General features: G+C 46.4%; 11 protein-coding genes and 1 tRNA gene. 8 read left to right on the top strand and 4 right to left on the bottom strand.

The genetic code is table 11. The annotated features are described in order from the left end of the window. Positions 1-88: 88 nt before the first annotated feature. Together QUB24_RS03440 and QUB24_RS03445 are read right to left on the bottom strand one after the other, a co-directional pair. A complete protein-coding gene (locus QUB24_RS03440; RefSeq protein WP_333150663.1) occupies positions 89-1222 on the bottom strand; it encodes an AI-2E family transporter in 1134 nt (377 codons plus the stop codon). Between the two features lie 205 nt (positions 1223-1427). Continuing rightward, positions 1428-1580, bottom strand: a complete 153-nt coding sequence (locus tag QUB24_RS03445) for a hypothetical protein (protein ID WP_333150665.1) — start codon at positions 1578-1580, stop codon at positions 1428-1430. Between the two features lie 143 nt (positions 1581-1723). Between QUB24_RS03445 and QUB24_RS03450 the strand changes: the two genes are divergently transcribed. Together QUB24_RS03450 and QUB24_RS03455 are read left to right on the top strand one after the other, a co-directional pair. Beyond that, the gene (locus QUB24_RS03450; protein ID WP_333150667.1) at positions 1724-3511 is read left to right on the top strand and encodes an efflux RND transporter periplasmic adaptor subunit; all 1788 of its coding nucleotides are present in this window, start codon (positions 1724-1726) and stop codon (positions 3509-3511) included. Positions 3512-4004: 493 nt separating this feature from the next. After that, positions 4005-4154, top strand: coding sequence for a hypothetical protein (locus QUB24_RS03455; protein ID WP_333150669.1), 150 nt, complete (start codon positions 4005-4007; stop codon positions 4152-4154). On the opposite strand, the gene QUB24_RS03460 is transcribed toward QUB24_RS03455, so the two are convergent. Continuing rightward, positions 4149-7943, bottom strand: a complete 3795-nt coding sequence (locus QUB24_RS03460) for a CheR family methyltransferase (protein ID WP_333150671.1) — start codon at positions 7941-7943, stop codon at positions 4149-4151. The two genes, QUB24_RS03455 and QUB24_RS03460, sit on opposite strands and share 6 nt — an antisense overlap. Before the next feature lie 400 nt (positions 7944-8343). After that, positions 8344-11073, bottom strand: a complete 2730-nt coding sequence (locus tag QUB24_RS03465) for an O-linked N-acetylglucosamine transferase family protein (protein ID WP_333150674.1) — start codon at positions 11071-11073, stop codon at positions 8344-8346. A 277-nt stretch (positions 11074-11350) separates the two neighbouring features. On the opposite strand from QUB24_RS03465, the gene QUB24_RS03470 reads away from it, so the two are divergent. From QUB24_RS03470 to dpdE, 6 genes are all read left to right on the top strand, one after another. Continuing rightward, positions 11351-13813 carry a calcium-binding protein gene (locus QUB24_RS03470; protein WP_333150676.1) on the top strand — a complete coding sequence of 821 codons (2463 nt, stop codon included), beginning with the start codon at positions 11351-11353 and terminating at the stop codon, positions 13811-13813. Positions 13814-14055: 242 nt separating this feature from the next. Beyond that, positions 14056-14127, top strand: a tRNA-Gly gene (locus tag QUB24_RS03475). A 54-nt stretch (positions 14128-14181) separates the two neighbouring features. Beyond that, positions 14182-15129, top strand: a complete 948-nt coding sequence (gene trhO, locus QUB24_RS03480) for an oxygen-dependent tRNA uridine(34) hydroxylase TrhO (protein ID WP_333150678.1) — start codon at positions 14182-14184, stop codon at positions 15127-15129. A 51-nt stretch (positions 15130-15180) separates the two neighbouring features. Next, positions 15181-15309 carry a hypothetical protein gene (locus QUB24_RS03485; RefSeq protein ID WP_333150680.1) on the top strand — a complete coding sequence of 43 codons (129 nt, stop codon included), beginning with the start codon at positions 15181-15183 and terminating at the stop codon, positions 15307-15309. Positions 15310-15480: 171 nt separating this feature from the next. Beyond that, on the top strand, positions 15481-16137 hold the full coding sequence (locus QUB24_RS03490) for a glutathione S-transferase (protein ID WP_333150683.1): 657 nt from the start codon (positions 15481-15483) through the stop codon (positions 16135-16137). 740 nt (positions 16138-16877) lie between these two features. Beyond that, positions 16878-20216, top strand: a complete 3339-nt coding sequence (dpdE, locus tag QUB24_RS03495; RefSeq protein WP_333150685.1) for a protein DpdE — start codon at positions 16878-16880, stop codon at positions 20214-20216. Positions 20217-20419 lie beyond the last annotated feature (203 nt).

Below are 20419 nucleotides of genomic sequence, written 5' to 3' on the forward strand. Positions count from 1 at the left end.
GTTTTGAAATTGGGAATTGTTGACGGTTGACTGTTGACTGTTGACTAATTACAGGACTTACGCAAGTAAAATGCACAGTGTGTACCTGCTATTTTTGTTCATCTGCGACCAAGATTATTCTAGTTTCATCTTCGGGTATTTTCCCTAATTCCTCGCCGCTAAAAGGATTGTAGAAAAACGAGCCTGTTTGGGGTGGCAATTTGGGATTGAGTACAATTTCTACTATACTTTTTACTACTCCCGTGAGCGGAATTGCCAGGATAACTCCCAACAATCCTCCTACTCTACCTCCTAACAGCAAAGCTGTGAAAATAACTACCGGGCTTAATCCGGTGAGATTGCCCATAATTCGGGGAGCTACTAAATTATCCTTGATTTGCTGGAGACCGATCGCGACTACCAACACTTGCAGCGCCAGCCACCAATCAATAAACGCTACAATTATACTAACAGTGCCAATTCCCAAAGTTGCTCCAATAAACGGAATTATTTCCGTCAATCCTATAAACACGGCAAACAACAGAAAAAACGGAACTCGCAGCCACCAAAAAGCCAAAGTTAGCGAGATGGCCATAAATAATCCCAGCAATAACTGTCCCGATACAAAGCGCTGGAGGTTTCGTTGCAAAGTCTCTGTTAAAACATAGCGAATTTCTGGGGAAAAAATGCTGGTCAAACCCTGCCACACTCTTTGCCCGTCGAGGAGCATATAAAAGGAAATCACCACAATAAAAATTAAGTCCAAAAACCAGTTAACAGTACCTACAACTAAGCCTACACCCGTACCGGCGATCGCCTGGACTTGTCCTTGCACTCTAGCTGACAGTTGCTGCTCCAATATTTGCACGTCAAACGGTAAATTGCGCTCCGCACTCCAGGCTTGAAATTCACCTAGCTGCAGTCGCCCCGACTCCAGCAATTCCGGCAACCTCACCCCCAACTGGCTCGCTTGGTTGAACACGGGCGGCACAATAGTCAAACCGATTACTACTACTATCACACCCGCAGTTAAATAAACCAGCCCTGCAGCTACTCCCCGCGGCAAAAATACTTCTAGTCTTTTTACTGCATAATTTAATAAAAATGCAATGAGTCCCGCTGTTACTAAAATGCTGACCAGTTCCCCAACATAACTGACAGCAGTCAGGGTAAACCATCCCGTCACTAGCACTAGCAGCCAAGTAATTAGAAACTGTTGGAGGGGAGAAAAAAGACTATTCATTTTGATTTTTTTTAAATAAAGTGGCACAATTTTTTCAGCATATGTGGCGTATTATACAGTAAACACATGATAGTATAGATTAGGAATATAGCCTTTCTCAGTAACATGAGGTGTTCTTGGCCAAACAGGGCATTGGCCAAACAGGAAGAGTACCTTACTTTCCTGAGAACCGCTATAATTCAGTTCAATATTAGACTGACTTTTCTCAGCATTCATAGATAGGTGACGGCCAAGCCACTTGGGGAGAGACAATGCCAGCCCGATCGACCCCACGATCGACCATCGCGCTAATATTCAGTATGCCCCGCACGCAGATCAAATTAAATGTCGATCGCACAAACTTCGATCGATTCGCCATTGTAAGGTGAAATGGCGCCGCACTCACCCAAAAGGGGGACGCGGGATTGCTGACGCTATCGGCTAAAATGAATCAAATATAAAAACCGTAATCTTTCTTTACAATAAAAAAACCAAAGGCTAATAGCGGCGAGAGGAATTACCGTGACCAATCAAGTTTTTTCAGAAGCGGAAGAAAAGCCACCCCTTCCCCCCGTGGAGAGCGGGCGCGACAGGAACTCAGCAGTGGCTGTAACTGAAAGTGAAGTCTCAGACAACTCTCGCTGGCAATTCTCCGGTGAGGATGATGAACGAGAAGTGGCGCTGGAAGTTCCAGAAATCGAGGGGGAACAAGTTTGGGAACCAGAAGCAACTGAAGTTGGGCCCGGCAAAGAAATCAGGTGGCCTGCCTTGTTGGCGGGCGCAGGGGTTGGCGTGGCTGCAACGTTGCTAGCAGTAAAATTGACTGGGGGAAATCAGAGTTCGCCTCCTGCAGCTCCAATTCCCTCGGCAACTCAGCAGGCGACGGCTCCGACGGTAACAGTCGCGCCTGTGGAATCTGCCCAGGTGGGTGAAACTCTGGAAGCGACGGGCACCGTGGCTGCCTATGACTTGCTGCCAGTGCTGCCACAGGCCAACGGTTTGCAAATTAAGCAGGTGTTGGTGAATGAAGGCGATGCGGTAGAAAAAGGTCAGACGATGGCGGTTTTGGACGATTCGGTACTACGATCGCAAATTGCCGAAGCGCTTGCGGGAGTACAATCCGCTAATTCTACCGTAGAACAAGCCGAAGCTCAGGTACAGCAAGCTCAGTCAGCCCAACAAGAAGCCCAAGCCGGCGTGGCTCAAGCCCAAGCCGGCGTTGAAAAAGCCATCGCTGACGCAGCGCAAGCCAAAACAGGCGTCGGGCAGGCAAGAGCCGGTGTGGAACAAGCTAAAGCCGGTGTCACTCAAGCTAAAGCCGGCATTGCCTCCGCTCAGGCTAAATTAGATCAAGCTCAAAGAGAAGTAAATCGCACCCAAGATTTGGCTGCTCAGGGAGTAATTAGTCAGCAAGATTTGGAAAGACGAAAGACGGAACGGCAGACTGCTGTTCAAGATTTGAACAAAGCTAAAGCTGACTTGAATACAGCTTTGCAAGAACAGAATAAAGCAGCGGAAGAAGTGCAATCTTCTATTGCTAAAGTAGCTACTGCGGAAGCTAATATCAGTACGGCTAGAGCGGCCCTCGCCAGCGCTCGTGCTAAAGTGAATACGGCCGGAGCGAGTGTCAGCAGTGCCAGAGCAAATGTCGGAAATAACGCAGCAAGTGTCCGCAGCAATGATGCACAAGTCAAACAGTTACAAACTCAACTAGAACAAACTATTGTTCGAGCGCCGGATAGTGGCACTGTGGCTGAAAGAATTGGTCGAGTTGGGGATGTTTCTTCGGGAAGTCAAAAACTCTTTTCGATTATTCGGGGAAACAAGCTGGAACTGCAATTGAAAGTGCCGGAAACTCAGGTTTCGCAAGTGCGGCCGGGAACAGCAGTGCAAATTACTTCGGATTCTGACAAGCGGATTAAGTTGTCAGGAACTGTGCGAGAGATTTCGCCGGTAGTTGACCCGCAAAATCGGCAAGCTACGGTGAAGATTGATTTGCCGGCAAGCGAGTTTTTGCGATCGGGAATGTTCTTGCGCGCATCCATTGCGACGGCAACGGCTCAAGGTTTGAAAGTCCCCGCTAAAGCTATTTTACCCCAACCTGACGGCAGTTCTATGGTTTATAAACTTGTCGGCCAGGACAAGGTGCAGGCTCAACCGGTGGAAATCGGGGAAATTTCTGGGGGTGCTGTGGGCGATTTGACTGCTGCTAAGGTGGTGGTTAAAAAGGGTTTGAAGGCGGGCGATCGGGTGGTTGTTACTGGGGCTGGTTTTCTTAAGGATGGTGCTGAGGTTAAGGTTGCTAAATAGTTATATCGCTTCCGGTTGCACTCCTTATTATTGTTGACGGTTGACTGTTGACTGTTGATTGTTGACTGTTGACTGTTGACTGTTGACTGTTGATTGTTGACTCGATTTTATTATTGTGATGCAACCGCAAACGATATCATATCAGGAGATAAGCTGTCACGCATTTAAATTGCGGCGTTGCTTAATCAGGGTATGAAAAAAATAACTTTAAAATCCAAAAGCTTTGTGGATACTGGTTTCTATGAGGGGCATATTTAACGTTTCATACCGTAAATCAGCAACGCCTAAATTGCATATTCAGGGCGGGCGAGACACCCAACCCCTACTCCCCACAAGACTTAGATTATTTTTTTACATTCAATTTAAATGCACAACAGCTTAAGATTAGAAATAATATTAATTCCGGTGGCGCCGGAATGATATCAAATCCGCGCTTATCGTCCTGATAAAGTCGAATCAAACTGCCAACAAATATAGCGCAATTTTCAGTTTTTTGACTCACAATCAACAGTCAACAGTCAACAATCAACAGTCAACAATCAACAGTCAACAGTCAACAGTCAACAGTCAACAATCAACAGTCAACAGTCAACAGTCAACAGTCAACAGTCAACAATCAACAGTCAACAGTCAACAATCATGAGATATCTGTTCGTAGCGGCAACCTCACGGTAAAGGTTGCGCCTTGTCCCTCACCCGCACTTGTTGCACTAACTGTACCGCCGTGGAGTTCTACTAAATGACGGACGATCGAGAGTCCTAGCCCTAATCCTGAGTCTCTGCGAGAGAAGCTACTATCCGCCTGACGGAAGCGATCGAACACATAGGGGAGAAAATCAGGCTGAATGCCTTTACCAGTATCGCTAATTTCGATTTGAGCCATGCCATCTATGTAGTCTAATGCGATGTCAATTCTTCCTCCGGCTGGGGTGAATTTAATCGCGTTTGAAAGTAGATTCCACACCACTTGTTGTAAGCGACTTGGATCGGCCAAAATCTTTGGTTTTAAAGGACTTAGCCTGGATTCAATTAGAATATTTTTGGCTTCTGCGGCGAAACGAATTACCGCGATCGCATTTTCAACCAGTGGATTGATCTCTATGTCAGAAGCATTGAGCCGAAATTTGCCTGTGGTAATCCGCGAAACGTCTAAGATGTCATCAATGAGCTGGTTTTGTGCTTTGGCGGCGCGCTCGATCGTTTTTAGGGCCTCCTGGGTTTTAGCCTCGTCAAATTTTTTCACGCGCAGCAACTGTGCCCAGCCAATCATCGCATTGAGCGGCGTCCGCAGTTCGTGAGAGAGGACGGACAGAAACTCATCTTTGATGCGGTTGGCCTCCTCAGCAGCCGCACGAGCCGATTGTTCTTGAATCCGAAGGCTGCGTTCTGTCTCCAACTGTTTTTGCTCCGTGATATCCTCGATCGCCAGCAGAATCATCTGTGTATCGCCAGTCGGAGGCATTTTGCGGCCATTGAGCAGCATTATTTTATGCCCGATCTGCTCAAAGTCATGCTCGACCTCAAAATCTTTAAACCCGGCATTTCCTGCCAGAATTTCTTTTAGGAGCGATCGCAACTTGGGAATATTCCACTGTCCATTACCCAGATCGAACAATGAGCGGTGCTCAGTTTCGCTCGGAATCACCTGAAACGTCTCGTAGAAAGAACGATTGGCAGTGAGCGCCCGCAGGTTGAGATCTAACACTAGCAACGGTTGCACCACGGTATCCACGATCGTTTCGGCGTAATTTTTCGCTTCCATCAAATGCTGGGCGCTCACTTTTAGCTCGTTGATATCCACCAACATCAGCACAGCCCCATCAATCTTGTGGTCGAGCGTCCGGTAGGCTCGAATGTGCAGATCGTACCAACGACCGTCTCGATCTTGAACCTCCTGAACTTTCAAATTGAGCGTGCGGATCACCTCTAAAATCAGTTGCTGTAAGTCCGGTACCATCAACTTGTGAGTAATGTCGCTCAAAGACCGCCCGACATCGGTAGAAATCAAGCTGAAGATACCTTCGATTGCGGGAGTAAATCGGCGGATTCCCAGGTCGCTTCCCAGCATCAGGATCGGAATATTGATGCTGGCCAGCAGATTCTCTAAATCGTTGCTCACTAGAGTAGATTCAAGATTGCGCCGCTGCAATTCGTCATTAATCGTATTGAGTTCTTCATTGGTTGCCTGAATCTCTTCTTTCGCCGTTTCGAGTTCCTCATTCATGCTTTGCAACTCTTCGTTGCTTGACAAAATCTCTTCGTTGGCGGCTCTCAAATCTTGATTAGCGGCTTGATGTTCTTGGACGAGCGCTCCAAGATGTTCTTTTGTGGTTTTCAGTTCCTGTAGCAGCCTTGCAATCTCCAGACTTTCACCCTGTGAAGGATCGGAATAGACTCTCGCATAGTCAGCAGCAGCAGCAGGCATTGCAGATATCGGGCACTCGTCTTGAAACAACACTAAAAAATAGTTTTTTGCCACAGCGCCGGCTTGGAATGGAATCACATTAATTCTGACCTGGCGGATGATCTGGCCCTCTTTCACTTGCAAGCCTGCCCGTGCGATCGGCTGCTTCTGCTGTGAGGCTTCTTGAATTGCAGTTCGCAGTTCCCCGCGCAATCCTTGTTTTACCATTCTCAGCAGGCTAAAGCTCGCTTTACCGGGAGCCGGTTCTAGGTAGGCATTCGTCTGTCCTCGAAATTGCAGAATCTCGCTGGCTGTGTTAATCACGACCCCGACAGGGGCATAGTAATTCAAAACAATGCGATCGGCCTCTTTTTCCATTTCGATTTCGTCCAATCTTTCCGTCTGCTGGGGTGGAGGGTTGGGGGGTATCAGAGGATAGTTGCTAGCATTTAAATCTATGCTGAGCCAATGCGACAACTGTTTTTTAGTATAAATTTTATTCTGTTTGTCGAATACCGCAAAGAATTCTGAAAACTCACCCACCGTTTCCGAAGTGCCTAACAGCAAAAAGCCCGCGGGCCGAAGCCCATAGTGGAACATTGGCAGCAGTTTTTTCTGCAACTGGGGGCCCAGATAGATCAGCACGTTCCGACAGGTAATCAAATCCATCTGGGAAAATGGCGGATCGGCGATCAGGTTTTGTCTAGCAAAGACGCAGAGTTCCCGCACGGGCTTAGCGATTTGGTATCCGCCCTCGACTTCGACAAAGAACCGATGGAGGCGTTCGGCTGAAATATTGGCGACTTGGGCGTGGGTATAAAAGCCAGTGCGGGCGATCGCGATCGCACTTTCGCTGATGTCTGTGGCATAAATCTGAATTGGCCGGTTAGTAGATCGAGCTGCTAAAAACTCTAGCAAGCAAATGGCGATCGAGTAAGCTTCTTCACCCGTGGAACAGCCGGCAATCCAAATTCGGATCGGTGTTTTCGGCGATTTATCTTTGACAATTGCGGGAAAAACATTGCTGTTTAAGGCATCAAAGGTTTCGGGATCGCGGAAAAAGCTGGTGACATGAATTAAGAGATCGTGATACAGCGCCGTTACTTCTGTTGGGGTGTTTTGGAGATATTCGGCATAATTTTCAATGCGTTCGAGCTTGTAGAGTAACATCCGCCGATGTATCCGCCGCTTCAAGGTGGTTTGCTTGTAGTGAGTAAAGTCAACTCCTGTAGCCGCCCGCAGCAAACTGTAGATAATGGCGAGCGGATCTGCACTGTCGATCGCATCTTTACTTTCGATCGCATCTTTACTTTCGATCGCACCTTCACTTTCGATCGCATCTTCGCTGCTGGTCAATTCTGTTAAAAGCCGATCGCTCATGTAGGGATGACCGCTGATCTCTGCTATTTGCTGGGCAATTTTTGCCGGTGTCAAGATAAAGTCTACCTGACCCGTAGCCGCCGCAGTATTCGGCATACTGCTAACTTGTGCCGATTCTTGACATTGGGCAAAAGTAATACCGCCCGCGGCCTTAATCGCTATTAACCCTTGGGCACCATCGCCGTCGCCCCCGGACAAAATGACGCCGATGGCTTTGTTCCCCCGTTCTTCGGCGAGGGACAACAGAAAAATATCGACGGACATAAATACCCCGCGTCCTCTGCCGCGAGGCGTTAGCTTCAGCACTGATCGATCGATGGTTATGCTGACATTCGGGGGGATAACGTAGACTTGATTCGGTGCTATGAGCATCCCATCTGTCACCTCATGCACGGGCATCAGGGTCGATCGAGCCAGAATCACACTCAACACACTTTCCTGATGCGCCAACATATGCTGAATGATTACAAACGCCATGCCGGTATCGATCGGCAAATGGCTCAGTAATTGCATAAATGCTTCCAATCCACCTGCAGATGCTCCTATTCCGACTACAGGAAATAAGTCGTTTTGATTATTTTGCTGCTTTCTATCAGCTTTGATGCCAGCTTTAGGTTGAGATTTCTTGGAATACTTATTCTGACTCATTTTTTTTACCAGATAGCTTCCTGGCGGCGTATTATAGTTATTTTGCATTTATATATTTATATATATATACATATCCGAATGAATAATGAGTCATCTACCTGCCGATATAATCTCTACGCAATCTCTGTCTGTGCGCTCAAGCGATTTTAAAATCCTTATTTTGGAGTTCCCCCTTTCCTAGCGGGGGACAAGATTTAAACGGGAAATCGTTAAAAATTATACTAAATTGTACTGTTAAGAGTGGAGAATCAGTTAATTTTGCAGATTCTGCGATCGGACTATGAAGTCTGACCCCAAAAAAAACATTTCGATCCTATTTTAATAGGATTACTTTCAAAAGACCCGAAGGGTAGGGTAGGGAAGCGGACTTTATTTGTTTTTTTCAAAAAAGGGCTGAGTTCTAAAGCCGATTCACTATTAGCATTTTTTCAAATACCGAACCCAAAGCTGCCGAATAAGCGCGACTATCCAGAAACCTCGGTTGCTGCTGCATTTTGTATTGGATTTCATCGCGCTTTTGCTTTCGTAATTGGGCATTAATTCCGAGTGCGACACTCAAGTTAATATAAGACTGTTCGCTGTCAGCAATTAAATCAAACAACTGGATGTCTCGCAGGATGGCCGCCCCTTGTCGGGAACGCAAATTATTGCCCTCTCTCACCACAGTAGGCAATCCAACTTCTAACGGATCAACCGTCGAATTTGCACCCGCGTAGGGATAGGAGTCGAGATAGACATCAGCCAGTTGTAACACTGCTTTCACATCTTCGCGATTCGCCAGGGTATTTAATAAAATTAAACGAGTGCGATCGATACCATATTTATCAAAGATAGCAGACATTTTATTAATAAACGGCTGTTTGACGTAATCACCCGACCAGGTATTGCCGAAGGGATATAAAACTAGGACAGAATTGGGCACCGCTGCGATAATCTTTGCCCAAGTTTCCCTGAGTTCGGGAATAATCTTGAATGTATTAGCGCCGGAGATAAATACAACTGCTGTCTCGGAAATTCCCAAGTTTTGTCTCTCAAATTTAATACTTGCTTCGGCTTTTTGGATGCTATAATTAAAGCAAAATCCTGTCCCATCTAACATTACTAACCGTTCGCGATATTGTGCTTGCGCTGCTTGCAAAGGTTCCGTCAAAGTGCCGGAAATGTAGTAATCGATATTGCGGATGCCTGTAGTGACGGGAGATGCAAAATAGGTGGTCTGTAACCGCGCTAGTCGGTGCAAAGCTAGTAAAATGATGTTTTGAGCGGCATTGGTGACGATCGACCCTACAAACAAAATATCCAGGTCATCGGCGCGAATTATCTCGACTTGAGTGCTAAGTTCCTGCGGCAACTTCACCAGTTTGTCTGCCCGACTTTGACAGTATATATCCAAAGGGCGATCGCTCGCGTTGAGGACATATAAAATAATCTCAAATTTCTCTCTGTCTAAATGCTCAAAAGCTGGGATAGTCGTAAAAGTTTCTGAAATTGGCGCGAAACTTGCTTTGAGAATGCCGAGGCGAATTTTGCCTCTGTTAGTGGGGCGTTTGTCAAAGCTGAAGTCAATCTGATGTCCCCTAGTTTTTAGGATGAATTCTAGAATATCCGATCGCTTGGTATAGACATTTTTCAAGTTATTTGTGCTAAAATAGAGAGGGACAAAGTTAACGGTATCTGCAAATATTAAAGCAACATTTTGCCAAATTTTGGAGTCAGGATTGCTGAAAACGCGACTGTGAACTAAATCTACTAATTGCTGCATATAGCTGCAATACTTCTCGACTTCTCCCACTTCTTGAAAATAACTGGGGAAGTAAAGCATAAACTCCAGCAAATCGTTAAAAAACCACTGGGGAACCGCAGTTCTGCCATACTGCAACGGCAACTGATCAGCCCGCCGATACAGCATCGCTGCTAGCAAATATTGGATAGCTTCTGGGGCTTCAAATCCTTTAGCAACATATTGAGATAACTCCTCAACTTCCCGCTGTTCGACATCAGTCAGAGGTTCGTCTATCATGCCACTAGCTAATAGCATTTTCTGGGCTTTTCCCGCAAGGCTAGAATAGCTGTTTTGCAGTTTATCTGGTGGGGCTGACAGCCAAAATGCTGCTAGTTTATGGCGGGCTTGACGCAAATCTGTTAAGGCAGATTCATGGGATGTGCTATGATAGCGATCGATACAACCGGACAGCCAAGTGAGAAATTGAGGCGACTCTGGGTTGAGCTGAACTTTGATAGTTTCCTGATGCAGTCGGAGGGATAAACGCTCTAGGGTTCCGCCATTTCGCGGCAAGGATAAGCTGGAAAATGGACTCGGCAAGTCGGCTACTAAATCTAGCTGATTTAGGATTTGAAAACATCCGCCCGATGTTAGATTGAGAACTTGAATTAGGGGATGGTTGAGGTGCAAGCTGCTCAGAAGTTGAGGGTTATAAACTGACATAAAAGTATTTTTGATATCTGGTTCTTGGTTGTAGGGAGATTTCAGAGGCAGATTGAGCTTGAATTTTAATAACTCTAACACTTTGCCGGGAGATGTTAGCAAGCTATTCAAATTTACGAGTAGGCATTGATTGTAATGCCTTTTATAGAATTCTAAGATGTGGCGATTATAAAATTTCCATATCTTTAAGCAATATTCGGGGTTTTGTGAGAAAAATGGGATGTTCAACCGCAAGATTGAATCAGTGACATCCCAAGGATAGCGGTAGACAAATAGATAGCGAGCATTCGGGATGATTTGATTCCAGAAATCTAACATTAAACTGGTGCGCGGATCTTTCCAACCCCAAAGTTCTGAGTGGCTGGCTCGAGATTTGACTAATTGCTTCGCAGGCTCTATATTAATGTTAAGTTTTTGGGCGTCTAGCTGTTCGGTTTCTGTCCAACCCCAATCGGGAAAACCTGTTTCGTCAGACGGAGAGCAAGTTTGCAGAATGGTTCGCTGAAATTCTACAAAATCACTATCTTCAAAGTAACCTGGGGGATTCCAATAGTTGCCTTTCAGGAGATTGTTTCCCAAGTCAAGGCCTATTTTCTGTAGGAAGGCAGCAGTCAGAGAAGTTCCTGATCGGTGCATTCCTGTAATAATGATCACAGGAGAATTGGTTCCGCTATTTAATAACATTTATTACCTTCCTTATGATTAAAAAAACTTACTGGTGGTTAATTAGTCTATTCAAGTGATATATACTTGCGTATATACGCTGACCAAAATAATATTGTGATTTTTGTAATAAAATGCTATCATAAATAGCATCTTTTGTCCCAAATAAAACAAATTTTGCCTAAAAAAAATTTTGGAAAATCCGCATAATTTTTGGGAAAAAGCACTGATAGATAAGTAGGGCGTAGTAGCTAAGTAAAATTAGCGTTCGCCTGTTTACACTAAGCAAGAAAAAAACATGGCAATATTTCTGGGTACATCCTTAGATGACACTCTCAATGGCGGGTTAGGCAACGACAGCCTTTTTGGGGCAGAGGGCAATGACTCTCTGAGTGGTTCTGGCTCCAATAACACCTTAGATGGCGGTGCTGGCAATGACAACCTCTCCGGCAGCGGCAACAGCCTGCTCTTTGGTGGCGATGGCAATGACTCTCTCACAACCTCCTTTGGCAGCGCCAATAGCACCTTAGATGGCGGTGCTGGCGATGATAGGCTCGATGCCCAATATGGGAATTCCAACGTGCTGCGAGGTGGTGCAGGTAGCGATCGCTATCTGATCGGCCAGTCGAGTCAGATTCAGGATACCGATGGCATCGATAATGTGCTAATCGGTTTTAGTACCTCAACCAATATTTCTCTGTCCTTGGCAGCGGGAACTCTGGGCTTAGGGCGGCAAGGTACGAGTCTGGTAGTTGATATCAACAGAGACGGAATCGCCAAGGCTGCGGATGACTTGGTGATTCTAGACTTTTTCGGTGCATCGCCGACGGTTGCAGGCGCTGGTTTGATCGAAACCATCAACAACCTTTCTGGTAGCGACATTCTGGCTGCTAATCTCACTGAGGCTACGGCGGCACCAGGACTCAATGTAACCACAGGTACTCCCGGCGATGATAACCTCACAGGCACTGCCGGTGATGACAACATCTCAGGCTTAGAAGGCAATGACACCCTCGTTGGCTTAGAAGGCAATGACACCCTCGTTGGCGATGCAGGAAACAACAGCCTCAGTGGGGGTGCGGGTAATGACAGCCTCCTTGGCCTTGGTGGCAATGACACCCAAGATGGCGGTGCAGGCAATGACTTTCTGAATGGAGGTTTCGGCGGTATTGATAGTCTGGCCGGTGGCGATGGAGAAGACACGCTGCAAGGCTCCGGTTCTTCTTCAACTTTGGATGGGGGCGCGGGCAATGACAACCTCTCCGGCAGCGGCAACAGCCTGCTCTTTGGTGGCGATGGCAATGACTCTCTCACAACCTCCTTTGGCAGCGCCAATAGCACCTTAGATGGCGGTGCTGGCGATGATAGGCTCGATGCCCAATATGGGAATTCCAACGTGCTGCGAGGTGGTGCAGGTAGCGATCGCTATCTGATCGGCCAGTCGAGTCAGATTCAGGATACCGATGGCATCGATAATGTGCTAATCGGTTTTAGTACCTCAACCAATATTTCTCTGTCCTTGGCAGCGGGAACTCTGGGCTTAGGGCGGCAAGGTACGAGTCTGGTAGTTGATATCAACAGAGACGGAATCGCCAAGGCTGCGGATGACTTGGTGATTCTAGACTTTTTCGGTGCATCGCCGACGGTTGCAGGCGCTGGTTTGATCGAAACCATCAACAACCTCTCTGGTAGCGACATTCTGGCTGCTAATTTACCAGACTCACCCACCGCGCCGACACCCACAGTGCCAACACCCACAGCGCCAACACCCACGGCGCCGACACCCACCGCGCCAACACCCACGGCGCCGACACCCACCGCGCCAACACCGGTTGCACTCCCACCGCTGCCACCCACACCGATACCCACACCGGTTACGACGCCCACACCGGCTACAACACCCACACCCGTTTTCACTCCCTCGCCGGCTCAGACGATCGCACTTCCGATCGCACTCACAGTCACAAGCGCGCCCGCAGCGACAGGCTCAGCGTCAGGGAACATCGGCAGCAACAGCAATGACGTGATTATTGCGATCGACGCTAACAGTCCCGTCTACGGCAACAAAGGCAACGACACCTTAATCGGCAATAGCGAAAACAACACATTCTTCGGAGGCAAAGGAGACGATGCCTTATTTGGCGACGACGGCAACGATCTCCTATTTGGCAACGACGGCAATGACACCGTGATTGGAGGTGGCGGTAACGATATTGAGTTAGGAGGAAAAGGTGACGACTTCTTGTATGGCGGCGACGGTAACGATGCCATCAGCGGCGATCTAGGCAACAATACGTTAGCCGGCGACGCTGGTAATGACTCCCTGTACGGCGGTAAAGATAATGATGCTTTGCTGGGCGGTACTGGCAACGATTTCCTCTACGGCAAAGAAGGCAACGACATTCTGAGTGGCGTTGACGGCACTGCTGCTAACCCAGGGCGAGGCGAAATCGATACGCTGATTGGTGCTGAAGGCAATGATACTTTCTTGCTGGGAGATGCCACCAAGTTCTATTACAACGATGGCAACGATACCGGCACTGGCGCAGGCGACTACGCTTTGATTGTCGGTTTCAACCCGAGTGAAGATATCCTCCAACTTCAAGGTGCTCCTAGCACTTACGTGTTAGGTGCTTCACCCGAAGGATTGCCTGCTGGAACCGCTATTTTCAAGAAGACTTCGGGCTCGGATGAATTGATTGCGATCGTCCAATCAGTTTCTTTCCTGGCTATTGACAGCACCTCTTTGCGCTTCGTCTAACGGCAAAGTTCGATTCCCCTCGATCGATCGGCGGTTGAAACCGCTTCTTGTCAAACATTAAGTCCTGCCTTTGGTGCAGGACTTTTTTTGTGCGGTGGAGGGGCGATCGGCTGTCGCCCAAAATTGATTGTCAAAATGCTATACTCAAAATCCGAAAATAGTTGTACAATGTTTTTCTAGTCGTTTTTTACTGATCGGCCTCCAAAGTGAAAGAAGGTGAAAGCAAGTAAAAAACACTAAGCGCGGGCGTAATTCAGTGGTAGAATGTCAGCTTCCCATGCTGAACGTCGTGGGTTCGAGTCCCACCGTCCGCTTTAACTGAATTTTCATAGAAGTATGAAAATTAATTAGTGCTATCCCTTCAATCTATGGCTTATTTCTTAACCGCTGCTTTATATAAGTTCGTTGAACTACCGGATTTTGCTGAGCTGAAAGCACCGCTACTCGATTGTTGCAACAACAACAACGTCAAAGGCACTATCTTGCTGGCCCAAGAAGGCATTAATGGCACGATTGCTGGCTCGTCCGAGGGCGTACACGCAGTGCTGGCATTCTTGCGTAGTGACCCGCGTTTTGCGGATCTCGTGCACAAGGAATCTTTCTCGGAAAAAGCACCTTTTTACCGCCTGAAAATACGCTTGAAGCGCGAAATAGTCACGATGGGAGTACCAGACATTAATCCCCGCCTCATGGCTGGCAAATATGTTAAGCCGGAGGAGTGGAATAAGCTGCTTGACGATCCCGATGTTGTCGTGGTTGATGTGCGTAACGACTTCGAGGTATCTCTGGGTACTTTTGAAGGCGCTATTAATCCAAAAACAAAAAGCTTTTCTGAGTTACCTGAATGGGTGCTGCGGGAAACTGCTTTACGCAATAAACCCAAGGTGGCAATGTTTTGCACCGGTGGTATTCGCTGCGAGAAATCTACTGCTTTTTTGCGTACTCAAGGTTTTGAGGAAGTCTATCATCTCGAAGGGGGAATTTTAAAATATTTGGAAACGGTGCCGGAAGCCGAAAGTCGTTGGGAAGGTGAATGTTTTGTGTTTGATGAACGGGTTTCTGTTGGTCAGGACTTAAAGCCGGGTAACTATGAACTTTGTCGCGGTTGTCGTCACCCGATTAGTCAGGAAGATAAGGCTTCTGAATTATTTGTACTTGGTGTGAGTTGTCCTCATTGTCATGACTCAAAAACTGAAACCAAAAAACAAGCTTTATCTGAACGTCAACGTCAGATTGAGCTTGCTAAGCGTCGCAACCAAGTACATATAGGCGCGCGCTACGATGGGAAGGAAAAAGTAGATGGTGCGATCGACTAATATTATTATTCACTAAGTTCAAAGAAACCCGGTTTCTAGGAAAAATCTTGTTTGGCGACGAGAAATATCGAAAGAAACCGGGTTTCTGACCCGAAAAACCCGATCGTGCGATCGACTAATTATATCAATTCCGGCGCAGGCTGGAATGATATCAAATCCGCGCTTCATCGTCGGGCGTAAAGTCTAATCCTGCGGTCAACAAATAATTCGCGCAATTTTCATTTCTTTGACCAACAGTCAACACTCAACAGTCAACCGTCAACAGTCAACCGTCAACCGTCAACCGTCAACCGTCAACCGTCAACAGTCAACAGTCAACAATAATTCCGGTGCAACCGGAATTGATATAATATGTCAGCAACATACCCGATTTTGTATTCTTTTCGCCGCTGTCCCTATGCTATGCGCGCGCGCTTGGCCTTGATGGTTAGCAATCGGGTGTGTGAGTTACGGGAAGTTGTTTTGCGAGACAAACCACAAGAGATGTTGGAGGTATCTCCCAAAGGTACAGTACCAATATTGATTGATGTTGACGGGCGTGTACTCGATCAAAGTATCGATATCATGTTGTGGGCATTGAGACAACATGATCCTGAAAAATGGTTGATGCCACAGCAAGGTTCTGTTACAGAAATGCTGGAACTAATCGCTCTATTTGATGATAGATTTAAATATCATCTTGACCGTTATAAGTACCCGGATCGTTATCCCGATGTTGATGCCCAAGTACATCGGTATGAAGGTTCTTTATTCCTGGAAAAACTCAATGCACAGTTAAGCGCCACTAAATATTTGTTTGGTAACAATGTAGCATTGGCTGATATGGCGATCGCACCTTTTGTTCGTCAATTCGCTCATACAGATCAAACTTGGTTCAACCAACAGCCTTGGCCTCCCCTACAAGCTTGGTTAGCAGGGTTCACAGACTCGGAAATTTATAGTAGTGTGATGCAGAAATATCCGAAATGGGAATCCGGTAATCTAGGCGTTATTTTTCCTTCCTCGTAATTAGTTATTCAGGACTTACGCACTCAATGGCGTTGAATCAAGGGTTTGAGATTGTTTCACTACGTTTTCTTGGGACAGAAAATGGTAGCCTTTTAGGAACAGGCTTTTCGGCCTGTTCCACAAGAAAATTTATCTTTTGTGGAACGGGCCGAAGAGCCCGTTCTTGAGAATGGTGCAAAATGTTAGTTTTAACTCATAGGTTGCACCATTCTCAATTAGCCTTTTAGGAACAGGCTTTTCGGCCTGTTCCACAAGAAAATTTATCTTTTGTGGAACGGGCCGGAGATCCCGTTCTTGAGAATGGTGTAAAATTTTAGTTTTAACTCATAGGTTGCACCATTCTCAATTAGCCTTTTAGGAACAGGCTTTTCTGCCTGTTCCACAAGAAAATTTATCTTTTGTGGAACGGGCCGGAGATCCCGTTCTTGAGAATGGTGCAAAATGTTAGTTTTAACTTATATGTTGAACCATTCTCAATTAGCCTTTTAGGAACAGGCTTTTCGGCCTGTTCCACAAGAAAATTTATCTTTAAGAAAATTTATCTTTTGTGGAACGGGCCGGAGATCCCGTTCTTGAGAATGGTGCAAAATGTTAGTTACCATGCTAAACTTATTTTTTTGAGAATACAAGATTGACTGTCATTTGACTAGAAAAATGACGCAGGCAAAAATCGCATTTTGCTAAAAATTTTAACTGGAAAGGATTGATTGTAATCTAGTAAGTATTGTCAGGTTGTAATTATGATTGATGTTGGTTCGTTAGTTCGATCGCCCAGAAACGATTTGGGAGTCGGAAAAGTTGTCGAGATATCGCGTACTGAGGCGGTAGTTGAATATTTTTGCTCAGTAAAAAACCGCCTCCGCAAAACTGTACCCTTGGGTTTGCTGCAAGAAGCCAGACTTCAGCGCCAAACCCGCTGCTACCTCTGGAGTACCACTCAGGAAAGATGGATAATTGGGCGAGTTTATGACTGGGATGAAGATAAATTAGAGTACGAAATTGACTTGCCCGACAGCCAAAGTTTGCAAGCTGTTGAAAGCGAACTTTACGTTCGCTGCAATATTCCGATCGCCGATCCGATCGACATTTTAGCAGTCAAAGGCCAAGAAACGCCGTATTTTCACGATCGCCGATTGGCATTTGTTCAATCTGCGATCGAACAGCGGGCCGTCAGCCGCGGCATGACGGGTTTAATTTCTGCTAACATAGACCTCTATCCGCACCAAGTGGAAGTCGTCCGGCGCGTCCTAGAAGACCCAATCGTGCGCTATTTATTGGCAGACGAACCAGGACTCGGAAAAACAGTAGAAGCCGGGACAATTCTCCGCCAATTCCTGCTAGATGAACCGAACGGACGCGCTGTGGTTCTGGTTCCGAAATATTTGCTCGAACAGTGGCGGCAGGAGTTGGAAAATAAATTCTATTTGTCTCATTTTGCTGACCGAGTGCAGCTTGTGGCTGTTAGCGACATCAATCAAATTAGCCGCAACGCTAACCTAGATTTTCTGATTGTTGATGAAGCGCATGATGTGGCGGCAATGGCAAATTCGAGCGATCGCGCTCAGCAGCAGTCCTTTGAACTTTGTCAGAAACTAGCTCAGAAAAGCAAAAATGTATTGTTATTATCTGCAACGCCAGTTCTCGGCCACGAGCAAGATTTTCTAACGATGCTGCACTTGCTAGATCCCACAACTTACCGTCTTGATGACCTGGAAAGCTTCAAAGAACAGGTGCAAAACCGTCAAGAAATCGGCCGCGCTTTGCTGGATTTTAGAGAAAATGCTAAGCCTGCAGTTTTGCAAACAAAACTCGCTCTACTTCGCACTATTTTTGCCAAAGATGATTATTTAATCGGATTAGCAACTGAGTTAGAAAGTTGTTTGAAAACTAAAGAAACCGCAGAACAGGCTCGCCTTGTCCAAGCTATTCGTACTCACGTTAGAGATACCTACCGCCTGCATCGTCGCATCCTTCGCAACCGCCGGGATGCGGTTGAAGATGTGATTTTCGATCGAGATGCTGTCCCCAAAACCGAGTATGATCTGAATGATGAACAGTGGTCGGAAATTCAAACCGTACTCGATAAATGGCGCACAGTCGCTCCCAAGTCGAGCGAATATCAGAGAATTTTTCTGCTGTTTTTCCGCGCTTCTGGTACTTGGCTGAATGTTTTAGAACGGGTTGTCAAAGCTCGTTTGCAGAAAAAATCGACTCCAGAACTCGATCGCGAATTTGGACAAAATGACACGGCAATTTTGACCAAAACGGAGCTGTTTCCCGAAGAAAGGGAAATGCTGGAAACCTTGCTCAATACCCTGGAAAAGCCCCAGGAAGGGCTCGATCGACTGAGTTTGTTACGAATCGCCATTCTCCGATTTCTCGCAGTTGCTTTGAAGGTTCCGCGCGAGTATCACAGCAAACCTCGCGATTTACTGTCGAGAATTCAACAGCAAATTAAACGACCGATTCCGGGCGAGCGTTTCCCGAAAATTGTAATTTTTACCAGTTTTACTGCAACTTGTAAAGAGATTGCGGAAAATTTAGCGAAAATCTTTGGTAAAAATGCGATCGCCAGCCATGACACGAGCAAATCGGCTGATGATGTTGAGGCTAGTCTCAAGCGGTTTAAGACTGAACCCCATTGTTTTATCTTAGTGTGCGATCGATCGGCTGAAGCAGGGGTAAATCTGCAATTGACAGATTGGTTAGTTCACTTCGATTTGCCGTGGTTTCCCCATCAGTTAGAACAAAGACTCGGCAGAGTTGATCGCATTGGCAGCAAAATGGGAGTGCAATTTTGTTTGTTTCCAGGCCCGGATTTGCCGGAGAGTCCCCACGAAGCTTGGTTTCAAGTTTTAAAAGATGGGTTTGATATCTTCAACAAATCTATTGCCAGCCTTCAGTTTTATGCTGAGGAAAAAATTCTCAAACTGGAAGAAAAGTTGTTTGCTGAGGGAGGCAAGGGCTTATCCAGCGAAATTGAAGCGATTAAAACTGAAATCGAACAAGAGAAAATCAAAATTGACGAACAGTACGTTCTCGATGAAATTGATACTCTTGATGACAGCGCCTCTCAGTATTTTGAATCTCTCGATAACTGCGATGCTAAGCATAAAGAAATGCAGCGGGCTACTGAAGGTTGGTTGTGCCAAGCTCTTCACTTCAAACAAATCGAACATCCGAGTGTATCGGGGTTGCTGCGCTATCAACCTACTCAAAAAACTTTGATTCCCTCGAACGATTTGAGAACCAGATTGATTCCTTATTGCCAGCAATATGGTAGTTACAATCGCCGTATTGCTTATCAGAATGCGGATGTCGCTCTTTACCGCATTGGTGAGGGATTGATCGATGCACTTGGCTCTTATATTCGCTGGGACGATCGCGGTCAAGCTTTTGCCATGTGGCGGCATGATGAAAGTTGGGATGCGGAGCCTGGGAAGGAGTGGTTCGGCTTTCAGTTTAATTATTCAATCCAGACTGATGTGCAGCCGGCTGAGCAAGTTTTGCAAGCACAAAACATCGAAAATTACAACTTTAAAGCTTTGCAGCGCCGCGCTGATGCTCTGTTTCTCCCTATTTTTGAAACTGTGTTTGTAGATGCTCGCAGCGAGCCGATGTCTCTGGTGGAAGATGCGGAAATTCTGGCTATTTTGCAGCGTGATTATAAGGGAAAAGGCGGGCCGAATCGGGATTATAATTTGTCAAAAAATCGCACGTCGTTGATTGACAGTTTTGTCGATCCGCTAGAATGGGATGATTTTTGTCAAAAGGGACGGGTGGTATCTGAGGAGTTGCTGCGCGGGCGATCGGCTTTTGTGGAAATGTGCAATAGTTTTGCTGTCACTGCTGCAATCCAACTCGAAAACCGGGTGAATCAATTGCAATTGCGCTTGAATCGACTTTCTAAGTCCGAACAACTTTTAGAATCGGTTTTAGCTGATGAAATCAATACGGAAAGTTTGTTGAGTCAAGCGGTTTTAGCTGGTATTCGCCGCCCGCACATGACTCTTGAGTCTGTGGGATTTATTGTGATTTCTGGGCGTCCTCCTGCTGTAAAGTCGGAGGATGAAAGATAATTTGTTTGGGAGGGCGATCGCTCTTTGTGAGGGCGATTCCCTACGGGATAGCTTCGCTTCACGCTTTTTTTGAACCGCAGATGCAGGCGGATAAACGCGGATGGACGCAGATGAAGGAAGGGGCGATCGGTTTTATCTAATACCAATTTTGTATGAGGCTGCACATATCTCGATCCCCCCTTTGTAGGGGCGGTGCCCCCGTG

Source organism: Microcoleus sp. B9-D4 (assembly GCF_036705105.1).
Lineage (GTDB): Bacteria > Cyanobacteriota > Cyanobacteriia > Cyanobacteriales > Microcoleaceae > Microcoleus.

What these genes read in the sequence shown, in the direction of transcription:
- trhO (WP_333150678.1), top strand. Translation starts at nt 14,182, where the DNA reads ATGGCTTATTTCTTAACCGCTGCTTTATATAAGTTCGTTGAACTACCG.
- QUB24_RS03490 (WP_333150683.1), top strand. Translation starts at nt 15,481, where the DNA reads ATGTCAGCAACATACCCGATTTTGTATTCTTTTCGCCGCTGTCCCTAT.
- QUB24_RS03440 (WP_333150663.1), bottom strand. Translation starts at nt 1,222, where the DNA reads ATGAATAGTCTTTTTTCTCCCCTCCAACAGTTTCTAATTACTTGGCTG.
- dpdE (WP_333150685.1), top strand. Translation starts at nt 16,878, where the DNA reads ATGATTGATGTTGGTTCGTTAGTTCGATCGCCCAGAAACGATTTGGGA.
- QUB24_RS03470 (WP_333150676.1), top strand. Translation starts at nt 11,351, where the DNA reads ATGGCAATATTTCTGGGTACATCCTTAGATGACACTCTCAATGGCGGG.
- QUB24_RS03460 (WP_333150671.1), bottom strand. Translation starts at nt 7,943, where the DNA reads ATGAGTCAGAATAAGTATTCCAAGAAATCTCAACCTAAAGCTGGCATC.
- QUB24_RS03465 (WP_333150674.1), bottom strand. Translation starts at nt 11,073, where the DNA reads ATGTTATTAAATAGCGGAACCAATTCTCCTGTGATCATTATTACAGGA.
- QUB24_RS03445 (WP_333150665.1), bottom strand. Translation starts at nt 1,580, where the DNA reads ATGGCGAATCGATCGAAGTTTGTGCGATCGACATTTAATTTGATCTGC.